Source organism: Roseibium sp. (assembly GCF_025698965.1).
In the GTDB taxonomy this organism is placed as follows: domain Bacteria; phylum Pseudomonadota; class Alphaproteobacteria; order Rhizobiales; family Stappiaceae; genus Roseibium.
On sequence record NZ_JAILWL010000117.1, the window covers coordinates 1 to 14,647 of the forward strand.

Sequence of the window (14,647 nt, forward strand, 5' to 3'; positions counted from 1 at the left end):
ATCTCCGCAAATCAGATAGACCTCAACCGCCTGCCAACAGCCCCTGCTGATGCTTCAACGGCTGACGAGGAAACAACACGTTCGGGTGGTCTGACCCTGCCCGTGAACATTTCTCTTGAAAGCCTGACACTGTCGGAAATCAATCTTGGTGAAAGCCTGTTCGGGGCTCCCGTTTCCATGTTTGCAGCAGGTTCTGGCTCTTTCGCGCTGGACCCGGCGGTTATCAAAGCAGATATCGATGTCAAAAGGATAGACGGTGTTGACGCAACCCTAAAAGCCGGTGCTGAGTTCGAGCCCTCTGCAGAGACACTCGCATTCGACATCGCCGTGTCGGAACCGCGGGGTGGCCTGGCAGCCAGGTTGCTGGACGTTCCCGATCTTCCGGCCGTCGACCTGACCCTGACCGGCGATGGTCCTTTGACAAACTGGGCGGCCAACCTCAAAGTCGCGCTGGACGGCCATACAACGGTAACCGGTTCGGCTCAGATAGCGGAACAGGCATCGGAACGTCATCTCTCCTTCGACCTCGATGGAGATCTGGCCCCTCTTTCACCTCCTGCGGCACATGTGTTTCTGCTGGGAACAACGAACGCTTCAGGATCAGCCACGTTCACACAGGATTTCAAACCGAAGGCTGCCGATGTCTCCTTGAAGACACAAACCGTGTCCATGGACACAAATGCCACGCTCTCCGACGGAAACATCACGGCCAGCGGTTCACTCGCAATCGACGCAGGTGGCGGTGCGCTCATCGGGGTCGATCTGGGAAACCGGCGCATCGCTTTCGGGCCGCTGGAGGCGGATTTTTCCGTAACTGGAGCACAATCTGCCGCTCAATGGTCAACAGACCTCAGTCTTGCCTCTTTTCAAACCACGGAAGCGCGAACCGGGAAAGTCCAACTCAAGGCTTCGGGTGTAGGAGCCGACCTGTCTTCAGGCAACTTGACTTCTCCCTTCGAACTGAATCTGAGCATTGCGGACCTGAAAGGGTTGACGCAGCAAACTGAGCCTTTGTCGGGTCCACTTGCCCTCAAAGGCACCGGCACAGTTGATGGGGCCGCGCAGTCGGTGCAGATCAAAGACCTGTCCGTCAATTCTTCCGCAGCGATCATCGCACTCACGGACACACTCGTTTCAAAGAGCAGTGTTTCGGGTCAGGGAAGGGTTTCTCTCAGGGATCTTGTCATATTCTCGGATCTGGCCGGTCGCGATCTCGGAGGAGACGTGGCGGCGTCTTTCTCGGTTGATCTGGATCCGGTAGACATCTCCGGCTCTGCGACGGCATCAGTGATTACTCGGGACCTTGTCACCGGAGTTCCCCAGGCTGATGCGCTAATGGCAGGAAAAAGCCAGATCGATGCGTCGGTTGAACTTTCCGGTCAGGACGACATCACCCTGAAAAGCTTTGCTGTTAAAAACGAAGCCATTGATGCCAAAGGCTCCGCCCGATATCAGGACAAGTCCCTCTCTTCCGACGTGGCCGCTGAGATTGCGGACCTTTCAAAGGTCGATACTCAACTCGCAGGAAGCCTGGACTTTACGGCCAAAACATCAGGGCCGGTCGATGCTCTCGCCGTCAATGTTGAGGCGACTTCAAAACAGATCATGCTTGCAGGAACACCGCTTGAAGATCTCGACTTCTCCGCAGATGCGACAGCCGATATGTCTGCGCCGACGGCGGTTGTCAAAAGCTCCGCTTCTCTCAATGGACAACCAATTGCTGTCGATGTGGAACTGACGAGCAAGGATGGCGGTGCGGATATCAACCCGCTCTCGCTAAAACTGGCCGGTAACACGGTTTCTGGCGAATTAGCCGTGTCTGATCTGAACAACCCCGTCGAAACGCTTAAGGGTGACCTTAAAATCGACGCGCCAGACCTTGCGTCCCTGTCTCCTCTTCTTCTTACGGAGATCAGCGGCAACCTGCAGGGCAGCGTTCTGGCGGATCCGGACAAAAAGTCGGTGGTGGTTGACCTTGATGGTTCCGACATCACCCTGCCTTCGGTCAGCGTCGGACAGTTGGCGATCAAAGCAAATGTTGCTGCTCCCTTCACACCCGAAACCCTGACCGCTGACATCGAGGTTTCCGACCTTGTCACGGACGCTACGCCAATTCACGCAGTCAAAGTGCTTGCAAAGCCGGAAGACGGCGGCACCACGATCAATGCCGAAGTTAAAATGGATCAGGGCAGTCAGGATGGACTCACGCTTGCTGCGCTGGTCAAGCAGCCGGAAAGCAACAGTTACGTTGTCGATCTTTCGGAACTGGCAATGCGCTATCAGGGCATTGCCAGCCGTTTGAAGCAACCAACGACGATCTCTTATGCCGATGGCGACGCGACCATTCAGCCTCTGGAACTGGAGCTGGGAAATGGGTCCCTGGCAATATCAGGCAAAGCCGGTCAAACGCTCGATGTCGCGGCCGAACTGAAGTCTGTTCCCCTGAACCTGGCCAACGCCTTCGTTCCATCCCTTGGCCTTGGGGGAACGCTTTCCGGCAACGTGACGGCAAAAGGAAGTTCATCGTCTCCGGAAGCCAGCTGGAACCTGACCGGGGCCGGACTGACAGCGACCGAACTGAAGAACAACGGTCTTTCGACTTTCGCTCTGCAATCTTCCGGAACCCTGAAAGACAATCAGGTTTCGCAAAACACGAAAGTAAATGATCCCAACGGCTTGAACCTTGCGGCATCGGGTACCGTTGGACTTGCCCAACCCAATCCACTGTCCATAACGCTCGACGGTACAATTCCGACGGCTGCTTTGAAGCGCCCCATGCTTGAAGCTGGATTACGCGGTGAAGGAGCAATTGCGCTCAAAGGATCTATCAGCGGATCGGCAACGTCACCGGCCTATCAGATCACGGCAACGCCATCCGGACTAAAGGTTACCAGCCTGTCGACCGGATTGACGGTTCAAAACATCTCAGGCACGGCTGCGGTCAATCAGAACCAGGCCTCGCTGAACGGGATTACCGGAGAATTGGCAACGGGCGGCACACTCTCGGCCGCCGGCACCGTCGGCATGAATAACGGCTTTCCGGCGGATCTTGCCTTGAAGCTGAACAAGGGACGCTATGTCGACCCCGGCCTGGTGTCGGCTGAAGTCGACGCAGACCTGAAAATCTCCGGTCCACTGGCATCCCCTTCCGGGGCGGCCCTGATCGGTGGATCTGTCACGATCAACAAGGCGGATATTACGATTCCGGAATATCTGCCCGGAGCTATTCCGCCGGTTGAGGTGCGCCATGTGAATGCCTCCAAGGCTATCATGCAGCAAGTGGAGGAGCTTGGTGGCGGAGCCAAGCAAACTCAGACTGAACAGCGGACGTTCCCGCCACGGCTGGATATCGTGCTGTCGGCACCGGGACGCATCTTTATCCGCGGACGAGGTCTGGATGCGGAACTGCAGGGTAATTTGAAAATCGTCGGTACAACAGCAGACCCGCAGGCAATTGGAGCGTTCTCGCTGAAACGGGGCCAACTGGACATTCTGACCCGCCGCCTCACCTTTTCGCGTGGCAGCGCGACTTTTGAAGGATCGCTCACCCCACTTATCGACTTCGCGGCGACGACCACGGTGAATGACACGACCATCACAGTGACCGTCAGCGGTGAAGCAGACGATCCGGAAATTGCCTTCACCTCCTCTCCCGAGTTGCCTCAGGATGAAGTTCTGGCTCTGTTGCTCTTCGGCAAGAGCGTAGGCAACCTATCTGCAACGCAGGTGGCGAGCCTTGCCGCGGCGATCGCGACCCTAACCGGGGGCAGTGACAACGGGCCGCTGGCCCAGATCCGCAAGTCACTGGGACTGGATGCAATCGACATCAACACAGATGGTGAAGACGGACCGTCGGTTTCGGTCGGCAAATACATAAACGACAATATCTACCTTGGGGTGGAACAGGGAACCGGATCAGGTTCAAGCCGCGTCAAGGTTGATATCGACCTGGATCGAGGCCTCAAGGTGCGCGGAGAAGTCGGCGCGGACGGATCCTCGAAAGCCGGGATATTCTTTGAACGAGAATATTGATCGCTTTCAACTCACCGTAATTTTTAACAATTGATTCGCGCAAACACGCCGTCTCGCTATCTCAATGCGACAAATGCCGGATCAGCTGTTGCGGTGCACAGGCTTAACATGCAAGTGTGCGCGCCATGACCTACCCATACAAAACAAATACTCCGCCCCATCCGGAGAAAACCCTTCATATAGTGTCACAGACGGTCGGCAATGTCGGGAGCGATGCCATGTCCACAAGCAGCAGCGACTACACACTTGGAGAGCGTATCTGCAAGGCGCGGGACATTTCAGGTCTGTCGACAGCACAGCTGGCACGAAGGCTCGGCATCAAGACAGCGACATTGCACAGTTGGGAATCGGATCGCTCCGAACCACGGTCCAACAAATTGGTCCTGCTCGCAGGTGTTCTGAACGTCAGCCCGACATGGCTGCTCGTCGGCCGGGGAGCCCCGCCTGTGGTAGATGAACCGGCGGTCTCAGACCTCGACAACATGCGCGTCGCCCTTGATCGCGTTCAGCGTCAGGCCCAAACCCTTGCGGATGAAATTGCGGTTTTGCAAGAACGGCTGAGCGGTTCCTGAGTTCCTGAATTCTCCGGTCCGGTCTTTGTGTACGGTGTCGAACAGACCACTTTGGAACCCTTGTCGAGACCAGGGCTTGGCTCTCCAGACAAGGTCGTGATTGTGCCGGACGGTCAACACCTGGCTGCCCGGTTGAAGGAGGAAATACTGTTTTCCTTCTGCGCATCCTCCAAGCCATTCTCGGAGCCTCATTATCTCCGATCGCAACGATCAGGTGGATGCCGCAAGCGCTTGAATTTCAACACTGAAACACCTGAGCAACCGGGTTCAATGCCCAGCAACGCGAATTGCTACTGAAAAGCGCTTGCATGCGGCTCTCGCTCCCCACTATCTCTGAGCAACAGACTATCGGTGTCCATTCGGCACGGTTCAAATTTCAGGCCCTTGGCCTGTCTCAGGGAGGTTTTCATGACAATCGATCCAGCACTTTTAAAACAGCAGGTGTTTATCGGCGGGGCGTGGCACGATGCCGATAACGGCAAAACGATAGCTGTTACAAATCCAGCGACAGGTGAAACGGTCGGAACGGTCCCCTATTGCGGACGCGCGGAAACACAACGCGCCATCGCTTCGGCCGAAGCTGCCCTGCCCGCCTGGAAGGCCATGACAGCTGAAACGCGCGCCGACCTGATGCATAAGCTCTGCGACACGATCATGGATCAGATTGATGATCTTGCCGTTCTGCTGACCACCGAAATGGGTAAACCACTTGCTGAGGCAAAGGGAGAGATTTCCCTTGGCGTGAAATACATCCGTTTCTTTGCCGAGGAAGGTAAACGGATTTATGGCGATACAATCCCCTCTCCCTGGGCGGACCGACGCATACTGGTGACCAAGGAACCCGTCGGTGTCGTTACTTCCATCACACCGTGGAACTTCCCGAATTCCATGATCGCCCGCAAGCTGGGGGCTGCACTTGCAGCCGGATGCACCATGGTAATGAAACCGGCTGAATTCACTCCGTTCTCCGCGCTGGTATACGGTGTGATGGCCGAGAAAGCCGGACTGCCGGACGGCATCATCAACATCGTGACCGGCGACGCGCCTGCAATTGGTGAGGAAATGTGTGAAAACCCGACGGTCCGGAAGATCACCTTCACCGGTTCGACCCGGGTCGGCAAATTATTGGCCGCCAATGCCGGCAGGAACATGAAGAAGATCTCGATGGAACTGGGTGGAAACGCGCCCTTCATCGTCTTTGACGACGCCGATCTCGACCGCGCCGTTGATGGAGCGATTGCAAGTAAATTCCGCAATTCCGGACAAACCTGCGTTTGCGCAAACCGGATCTACGTGCAAACCGGGGTTTACGACGTCTTCGCTGAAAAGCTGAGAGCCGCCATGGCGGAGCAGCTGAAAGTGGGGAACGGTCTGGATGCGGATACGACGCAGGGTCCCCTGATCAACGAGGCTGCCGTCGAAAAAGTCGCCGATCACGTCAAAGATGCATTGGCCAAAGGTGGAACGCTTGTCACCGGTGGCAAGCGTCCCGGAGGTAAAGGGACCTTTTACGAGCCCACTTTGATCACAGGCGCAACCAGCGACATGAATGTTGCCCATGAGGAGACCTTTGGTCCTCTGGCCGCGCTCTTCAGGTTCGATAGCGAATCTGAGGCAATTCAATTGGCCAATGACACGGAATACGGCCTTGCCTGTTACTTCTACGCTCAGGATCTTGGCCGGTGTTTCCGGGTCATGGAACAACTGCAATATGGTCTTGTCGGCGTCAATGAAGGTGTGATCACCACGGAAGTTGCCCCATTCGGCGGCTTCAAGGAAAGCGGTATCGGAAACGAGGGTTCGAAATACGGGCTCGATGATTATCTGAACATCAAATACAACTGCATTGGCGGTCTCGGCGTCTGATCGTCAGACGAAAACGCCGTCTTGCAAAGTTTATCAAAGCCCTGCTGCAGCCTGGCACTCAGCAGGGCTTTGCTATTGCGGCTGTCGCGCGGAAGGCAAAGATCGGAATGATGCTCATCAACAGCGCGAGGAGGAAGAAGGCCGCCGGCAAACTGGAAACCTCCGCGACAAAGCCTATCGCAGCCGGTCCAAGAAGAATTCCGCCATACCCAGCAGTCGCGACAGCCGCTACCGCCTGGCCATGTGGCATTGCCCGCTGAGCCCCGGCAAGGCTGAACAGAACCGGCACGATGTTGGACGCGCCGAAGCCGATTGCCACAAAACCCGCGCCGGAAACCCAAACATGAGGCGCGGTGGTGATCAGCAGTACTCCGGCAATCGTGACAGCCCCGCCCCATACAAGAGATTGCCTGCTGCCGATCGCCGCAACAAACCGATCGCCAAAAAGACGGCCGATAGTCATTGCCACCGAAAACAGCATGTAGCCGAAACCACCCATCGAAATCTCGACCAGACCCTGACCGGTGACCAGAAGCGCACCCCAGTCGAGAATGGCCCCTTCGACCAGAAATGTTATTGCCGTCATGAGTGCAATGACAAGAACGATGCCCTTCGGAAACACCAGGGCTCCGCTTTCAGTTTCCTTTTCGTTTTTCAGCAAGAACGGCCAGGCTACCGATATGATCGCCAAACCGGTCGCGGCGCTCAGAAACGCGGTCAGGAACGGAGTAACTCCGACGGTGAGCAACAGGATTGCTCCACCAGCACCGGCAAAACCGCCGACACTGAAAAGGGCGTGAAAGCCGGACATCAACGGTTTTGTTGAACCGCGCTCAACTTCAACGGCATGCGAGTTCATGCCCACTTCCAGAAGGCCGAGAAAGACTCCGATCAAAAGAACAATCGCGACAGTTGCCCAAACAGAGGCCGTGATCGCGACGACCGGAAAGATGACGGTGAGACCAATCCCCCCCCACACAATGACCTTGCGGGTACCGAACCGCGTGCAGGCGATCCCCGCAAGGGGCATTGTCAGAACCGACCCAATTCCCAGACAAAGCAAAAGCAAACCCAATCCAGCCTCATCCAGCGCCAGCCTTTGCTTCACAAATGGTATCAGCGGTGACCAGCACCCAAGCACGAACCCGGCAACAAAAAACACCAACCGGGTTGCCAGGCGCGTCGTTGGCCGGTCCGGTGACTGATGGTTTTCGACCGTGCTCATAAGTCCACCGCCAACTGTGCTCCACTTTTTCCGGCTACCAGCACCTGATTGCTGTCGGTCTGAAAATCGCGAAGGATCTGCTGTGCCGTATCCTTTTCAAAAATCAGGTGGTCGATCCGGTCAAAGTCGAGAACTTTATGAGGCAGACGCGTTCCGAGTTTTTCCGCCGTCGCCATTACAGCTATCTTGTTGCTATTCTCGACCGCAGCACGCTTTACATAAGCATCCTCGCCGTCAAAGGCACTGACGCCTTTCTCCCGACACAAGGCACAGGTTCCAAGGAAAGTCAGATCGAACTGATACTGTTGCAGGTCCATGACGGCCTTTGCGCCGGTAACGCCCCCGACCTGAGAATTGATCGGTCCTCCCAGAGCAAACAGACTGATGCCCGGACGTCCCATCAACACCGTCATCACAGGTATGGAATTTGTTACGATCGTCAATTCAAGATTATCTGGCAGACATTCCGCCACAACAACGTTAGTGCTGCCGGCATCGAAAAAAACGCAGTCTCTCGGCTTCAGAAGCGACAAGGCGGTTTCCGCGAGCGCTTGTTTCCGACCGACATTTTCTTTTGCGCGCTTGGCATAAGGTTGAGCAGACGGTGCGATCGGCAGCGCACCGCCATAAACTTTTTCACACAACCCTTCGGCTGCAAACTTGCGCAAATCTCTGCGAATTGCGTCTTCTGACACGGAGAACCTTACAGCAAGCTCTGCTGCCGACACAGCTTCGCCTCGTGACAGGATTTCGAGAATTGCGGCACGCCGCTGATCAGGAAAATAGGAAACAGTAGACATAAACGTGCAATATCACGCAAAATAATGCACATTCAAGAAATTTTTGAATTAATCGTGCAACAATGCGCAACACCAAGGCATAAAGAGCGTAATTGCGCGCTATCTGAAAGAGCGCGGTCCTTGGTTATAAATCAGGCTGCCTTTACGAGAGTTGCTGCAAGGTCGATGGCGCTCATTGGCCGACCAAAAAGATATCCCTGCCCTAAAGGACAACCGAGCTCTTTGAGTTTAGATGCCTGGTCTGGTGTTTCAATTCCCTCAACCAGAACCGACATCCCGTAGCCGCGCGCGAGATGAAGAACCGCTTCGATTACGGCAACATCCTTCTCATTTGAAAATGATTGCCTGACGAATGACTGATCCAGTTTGATTTTCGAGAACGGAAACTTGGGAATGTAACCCAATGAAGAATACCCGGTGCCAAAATCGTCGAGTGAGAAACTGCAACCGAACGCCTTCAATTCTTCCATACAGAATTTCAGGTCCTGGCTGTCACCCAGGAACAAGGATTCCGTCACTTCAAGATCGAGCCTATCGGCAGGAAACCTGTTGCGCTCCAGCGCCTCGGACACTGTGGTCACGAGATTGCCACGTGTGAATTGCACCGGCGAAATATTGACGGAAAGGCGCAGTGGCTTTTGCCAACCCAGAGCCTCTTTCATTCCCCGGTTGAGCGCCCAAGCCCCCAGTTCGACGATGTAACCATTCTCCTCGGCAATCGGTATGAATTCCACGGGTGAAACGTTTCCGAATTCTCGATTTTGCCACCTCAAAAGCGCTTCAGTCCCAAACACTGAATTGTCTTCCAGGTTGACCAACGGCTGGTATTCAAGCCTCAATTCATCACGGGCAATCGCCTTAAACAATTCCGTTTCGAGCTTCCGGCGGCGTTGCAGTGCTGCCCCCATTTCAGGCTCAAAACGCAGGACTTCGAACCGCTCATCCCGCCGCGCCTTTGCAAGTGCATTTCCGGATCGCCTCAACAAATCTTCCGAGCCATTCCTTCCGTCAGACTGCACGAACCCGAATTTGAGCTGGACAGAAATTCTTGCTCCTTCAATCGAATAGTCTTCGCAAATGACCCTTCGAATTTTTTCAATCCGGGACAAAATGCGATCGTTTGATTGCTCACATGGAAATACACCAGCAAAAACATCTGCTGTTATCGCTGACCATGTCGTCTCAAGCGACAAATGGCTCTTCAGCCGGGCTGCGATCTCCTGACGAATTCTGTCACCATAAGAAAAACCAAGGGTCGCAATGATTTGATCGAAGTTGGACACAGCAAACTGGACCAAACAAAGGTCTCTTCCCTGATGTTGAACCTCCTCCATCAAACGGGTCAGATCCTTTTCAAAACCACCTCGGTTCAACAGATCAGTTATCGGATCAAACCGAGCCAGATATCGTAATCGTTCTGTCGCCTGCCGCTCTTCGGTAACGTCCCGACAAGTTAAACAGGCCAACGCCTCGGTCTCGAGATCACGACGTTCGTCTTTCCGAGCCAGTGTCCTTTCAGATCTTGTCACAACAAATTCGATGAATTGCTGACTTAATCCTTCTCCTGAAAGTGTAATCGTCCGTGGAGCGGCTACGCACTCAGTACCGGCCGCCAGGACTGCAATCGTCTCTTCAACCAATGCCAAAGGCAAAACAGACCGGGCCAATTCGCCAACAAGAGCATCGCTCGCGAAGAGTGTTCTCGCAGTGCTGTTTGCAGCCGTGATCCGCCCCTCCTTGTCGATAACGACAATCGCATCGAAGCTGTCGTCGAAAACTTGCCCAAGCATGCGCTCGCTGTTCCGCCTCTTGATCGTGGCGATGTGGGACAAGAGTTTGTGGAATCCAAGCTCCCTCACGACCACACTTGCAGCCGCGAACAGCAAAACGAAATGAGCGCTGGCGGTCGGCACCAGGATTGGCGATGACTTTTGAATTCCAAATGCCAACACTTCTATCACCAGCGCAGCCAGGCACAGGATGACGATCTTGATCACCCATCCTTCAACCTTTGTCATCAGCAAAAGCAGGAAGATGACGGACACCAGGAAGACCGCCATCCATTCTCCCTGCACGGTCATCGCCCGCTTTTGCAAAAGCGTTTCAGCGCCGAGCGCTTGAATTACACTTCCAGGTAGAATGTCGAATACCGGTACAGGAAACAGATCCCGCAGCTCTAGTGCGCTCGCGCCGATAATGATCTTTTTTTCTGCGAATACACCTGGTTCGTAAGCTCCATGGAGGACGTCGACCAGAGAAACCCGAGGCAAGCGATCGATTGCGATGCTGTAGTCAAGGCCAAAGCTTCCTGCCGCATTTCCAGTATGGTCGCCAAGAAATGCAGATGCGGAGACTTCTGAGACACCTTCGATCTCATAACCATACAGATTGCGCCAAATTCGGCTGTCAGTTTCCATTGGAACCATGACAACCACAGGCCAGGCATTTTCCAGAAACCTGTCCAGTGGAACGTTGGTAACCTTAGTCGCGTCGCCACCTGCAGAAGCCGATTGACTGAAGACAGCGAGACTTACATTTCCTGCCCTTTCAATGGCATCCGCGAATATCCTGTCATCTTCCGGATTGGAAACGGCGCTGAAATCAACATCAAAAACAATTTCCCGGGCGTCTTCTTCCGCAAGCCGGTCTGTCAGCTGTGCAAAAACCCGGCGGGGCAATGGCCAGACGCCGAGTTCACCAAGACTGCGTGCGTCGATATCGACGAGCACGATTTCACCCGAAACAGACCTTTGATCGAAAGAAAATCGCGTCTCCCACAAGAACCTGTCAATTGAGCCGGAAACACCAAAAACTCGCAGCAAAAACAACGCCGCAACCGCAAGAATTACGAACAAGCCAACATTCAGGACGCGCAATTTACCAATATCTTGCCAGATTTGAGCCCCCAAAACTCAAGTCACCAATCAATCAGACAACAATAGACGCATTTTCTTACCAAACTTGCACGAAACCGAATTAGCTATTGCCGTTACCGTTTCCGTTGCCATTTCCGTTGCTGTTGCCGTTACTATTTCCGTTGCTGCCGGAATTGCCGTTGCTGTTGCCATTGCTGTTTCCGTTGTTACCGGAATTGCCGTTGTTACCGTTGCTGTTTCCGTTACCGTTTCCGTTGCTACCCGAATTGCCATTGCTGTTACCGTTGCCGAAGAAGCTGAAGCCGCCAGAAGATGAAGTCGCGGTAGCAGTCGATGCGGCACTGTTTGAAGGCACATTCTCAACTGCTGGAGTAACAAAAGCTGGAGCGCGCTTGGGCCCTGTGCGAATGACCGGTTTCGTTTTGCCGCCAACTGACAGCCCTACCTTTTGCGCCGGAGCGCTCGATGCGCTTTGCCCGGCCTGCAAATCAGCCCGATCTCCGGATGCAAAGTCTTCTACCTCGACCAGGCCACGCTGAACCGAGACCCGCACTTTCTTTCCGTGCACCGAAACGTCAAATTGAGTGCCTTTGACGACTGCGGCCAAGAATGGTGTCTCGACCACAAAGTGTGGTCTCTGACGTTTGTTTACATCAACTTCGATCTTGCCTTTTCGATGCAACAATGTGGTTTGCGTACCGTTGCTGCGATGGCTAGAGAGAGCAAAAGTTGTATTGGGACCGACTGTGATCGTCTCGTTCCCGCGCGTAATCAGCGCCCGTGCGCCGACACGCGTTCCAATGGTATATCCTTTTTTGAAAACCATTCCCTTGCGCGCCCTGAATGCATCGACATTCGGAGCAACAAAATAAACTACTCCTGAAACTCGCTTCACGACCCAGTCGGCTGCGACGGCGTCGGCGGTCGCGCCTAGAAGGAGCGCTGGCAGAAGCATGGCTAACGCCAACAACCCACCCTTCCGCTCACCACAGCGGAAGGCTCTTGCAAACCCCATCGAGATGCCCATCTCGATGCTGCGACGAAGTATTAACACAGCCATAATGACACCGCTCACTCGAACAAACATTCGAGCACAGTAACGACCTGCGCTTAACCCAAGGTGAATTTGAAAGAATAATTCCTCGAATCTTTGAATTATCCGAGCCCACACCTCAATACAAATAGATCGTATTTTTATTCTTATCCTTGAAAATAAGATTCAGATCTTTACTTAAAGATGCACCATGTCGCCTTACAACCAATTACGCAGCGGCAAAAAGTTCATTTTCAACGTCTCTGAAAATATCAACATGATCGATGTTCATCTGCTCCACTCCGCAGCGGACAGCTTTCTCAAAGACAGCCCTGTCTTTGCCTGCATAAAACATCTGCGTCACAAGACCTGCGTCCCTGGCTTCTGCAAGCAAGGCTTCGTCAAGATCGTCCTGATGGAATTCAAGAATGTGAGCATCCTGAGCGACAGCTCGCTCAACGGAACCAACATGTGCAAACAGAACCATACGCCTGAAATCCGGTACTTTTGCGCGCGTTTCTGCACGGATAGACTGATCAAACGAAAAGGTCCAGGCATCGCTCAACATGCCACGCAATGCCAACATGTCCCGTATCTCCGCGGGATCACCTTCCTTGATTTCAACGTATGTCCCGATCCGTCCGCGACAGGCATCCAGAAATGTTTCAAGACGCGGCACGCGCTCACCTTTGAACTCACCACCGAACCAGGCACCGGCATCGAGCTGATCGATCTCTGAAGACATCATTTCCGAGACCCTGCCCGCACCGTTTGTTGTCCGCTCGACCGTTGCATCATGCATGACAAACAGGACGCCATCCCTGGAAGGCCTGACATCAAGTTCAACAACGTCCGCCGCCATGTCTATTGCCTTTTCCAGAGAGGCCAGCGTGTTTTCCGGCGCAACCAGACACGCTCCCCGGTGGCACACAATGACTGCTTTTTTCACGATTGTCTCTCCTGTGCCTGCGGACCGGAAGTCCGAAGCTGATTGTGGGCTGACGTTGAACCGTTCTTGAGGAAAACTTGATACACTGGTGCCTGAATTTGGTGATGGATTGATGACACCTGATCTTAACTCGTAGATTCAGGCAACTACGGACAAGAGCCACCTCTGGTTGAATTCAATGCCACTCAAAAACAATTGATTCCAGTTGAGCGGAGCGGAAGACTATCATGCATTGATTGCGATGAAACCCCGCACGTCCATTCGCACAAGCCCCTGTAATTAATAGCCATAATATGAAAATCCGAATACAAACCGGGCTTGGGAAATTGTTCAGTCAGCACGAACAGACAGTCAAATAGCGCTACTGCCGTTTTTACCTATATCTGGCGGACAGCGTTCATGAGCGAACGCTCCTAAAAACACTCTAGAGGTTTGATCATGATCCGATTTGCCGCTTCCGCGCTTGCACTTTCTCTTCTGGCCGGCACCGCTGTTGCCGAGCCAGTTGCCTACGACTTTGACAGATCCCACGCCAATCTCTCCTTCACCTACAACCACCTTGGTTATTCGACCACCGATGGCCGTTTCGGCAGTTGGGATGGAACGTTGCTGATCGACAAGGATGCGCCGTCAAACTCCTCCATCGAATTCACCATCGACATCGACAGCCTCGATACATTCTGGTCTGACCGGGATGCACACCTGAAGAGCCCGGATTTCTTTGACGCCGCAAAGTTTCCCAAGGCGACCTTCAAAAGCACCAAAGTTGAACAGACCGGTGAAAACCAGCTTGAAGTCACCGGTGACATGACCATCAGGGACATTACCAAACCGGTCACTCTTGACGTTCAGGTGACGGCCATGGGTGAACACCCGATGGCAAAAAAGGAAGCTGCCGGTTTTGCGGTAACAACAGTTTTGAACCGGTCAGACTTCGGCATGGACAAATTTGTTCCTTATGTCGGCGACGAAGTAAGCGTGACTTTCCACGCAGAAACACTGAAAGCGGCTCAGACCAACTAAGCTGATTGTTACAGAGGCCGGAACCGACCGGCCTCTGCGTTCCAGGGAGCCAGCAATGCTGCGCAACACTTCAACCGGATACGGACACATCGCCATCCTGTTTCATTGGACGATGGCATTGCTGATCATAGGCATGCTTGCCTTTGGTCTCTACCTGACCACGCTTGATCAAACCGCCCCGGCGACGTTTCAACTTTACCAGCTGCATAAATCAATCGGTTTTGTGATCCTCGCGCTTGCAGTGCTCCGCTTGGCGTGGCGCTTGGTCAAT

At 53.9% G+C, this 14,647-nt stretch carries 10 protein-coding genes; 5 read left to right on the top strand and 5 right to left on the bottom strand.

Annotated elements, in window-relative coordinates:
* The 3 genes from K5905_RS11600 to K5905_RS11610 all read left to right on the top strand — a co-directional run.
* Window positions 1-4,032, top strand: a 4,032-nt coding sequence (locus tag K5905_RS11600; RefSeq protein WP_297583854.1) for a translocation/assembly module TamB domain-containing protein, incomplete at its 5' end; no start/stop codon positions are given.
* Between the two features lie 218 nt (window positions 4,033-4,250).
* Entirely contained in the window at window positions 4,251-4,604 is a 354-nt protein-coding gene (locus K5905_RS11605) for a helix-turn-helix domain-containing protein (protein WP_297583857.1), read from the top strand.
* A 408-nt stretch (window positions 4,605-5,012) separates the two neighbouring features.
* Window positions 5,013-6,470, top strand: a complete 1,458-nt coding sequence (locus K5905_RS11610; protein WP_297583860.1) for an NAD-dependent succinate-semialdehyde dehydrogenase — start codon at window positions 5,013-5,015, stop codon at window positions 6,468-6,470.
* A 58-nt stretch (window positions 6,471-6,528) separates the two neighbouring features.
* On the opposite strand, the gene K5905_RS11615 is transcribed toward K5905_RS11610, so the two are convergent.
* The 5 genes from K5905_RS11615 to K5905_RS11635 all read right to left on the bottom strand — a co-directional run bounded on the left by K5905_RS11615 (window position 6,529) and on the right by K5905_RS11635 (window position 13,353).
* Window positions 6,529-7,695 carry an MFS transporter gene (locus tag K5905_RS11615; RefSeq protein ID WP_297583863.1) on the bottom strand — a complete coding sequence of 389 codons (1,167 nt, stop codon included), beginning with the start codon at window positions 7,693-7,695 and terminating at the stop codon, window positions 6,529-6,531.
* Entirely contained in the window at window positions 7,692-8,495 is an 804-nt protein-coding gene (locus tag K5905_RS11620) for a DeoR/GlpR family DNA-binding transcription regulator (RefSeq protein ID WP_297583865.1), read from the bottom strand. The genes K5905_RS11615 and K5905_RS11620 overlap by 4 nt, the downstream gene beginning before the upstream one ends.
* 131 nt (window positions 8,496-8,626) lie before the next feature.
* Window positions 8,627-11,350 (bottom strand): EAL domain-containing protein, encoded by a 2,724-nt coding sequence (locus tag K5905_RS11625; protein ID WP_297583867.1) that lies wholly within the window; start codon window positions 11,348-11,350, stop codon window positions 8,627-8,629.
* Window positions 11,351-11,471: 121 nt separating this feature from the next.
* Window positions 11,472-12,446 (bottom strand): FecR family protein, encoded by a 975-nt coding sequence (locus K5905_RS11630; RefSeq protein ID WP_297583868.1) that lies wholly within the window; start codon window positions 12,444-12,446, stop codon window positions 11,472-11,474.
* Window positions 12,447-12,633: 187 nt separating this feature from the next.
* Entirely contained in the window at window positions 12,634-13,353 is a 720-nt protein-coding gene (locus tag K5905_RS11635; protein ID WP_297583870.1) for a glycerophosphodiester phosphodiesterase family protein, read from the bottom strand.
* A gap of 438 nt (window positions 13,354-13,791) precedes the next feature.
* Between K5905_RS11635 and K5905_RS11640 the strand changes: the two genes are divergently transcribed.
* Complete coding sequence (locus K5905_RS11640) at window positions 13,792-14,376, top strand: YceI family protein (protein ID WP_297583872.1); 585 nt, start codon at window positions 13,792-13,794, stop codon at window positions 14,374-14,376.
* Window positions 14,377-14,431: 55 nt separating this feature from the next.
* A partial coding sequence (locus K5905_RS11645) for a cytochrome b/b6 domain-containing protein (RefSeq protein WP_297583874.1) occupies window positions 14,432-14,647 on the top strand: 216 nt, incomplete at its 3' end.

Bases quoted from the DNA above. Each gene is read 5' to 3' on its own strand.
- K5905_RS11640 (WP_297583872.1), top strand. From the start codon at position 13,792: ATGATCCGATTTGCCGCTTCCGCGCTTGCACTTTCTCTTCTGGCCGGC.
- K5905_RS11620 (WP_297583865.1), bottom strand. From the start codon at position 8,495: ATGTCTACTGTTTCCTATTTTCCTGATCAGCGGCGTGCCGCAATTCTC.
- K5905_RS11615 (WP_297583863.1), bottom strand. From the start codon at position 7,695: ATGAGCACGGTCGAAAACCATCAGTCACCGGACCGGCCAACGACGCGC.
- K5905_RS11605 (WP_297583857.1), top strand. From the start codon at position 4,251: ATGTCCACAAGCAGCAGCGACTACACACTTGGAGAGCGTATCTGCAAG.
- K5905_RS11610 (WP_297583860.1), top strand. From the start codon at position 5,013: ATGACAATCGATCCAGCACTTTTAAAACAGCAGGTGTTTATCGGCGGG.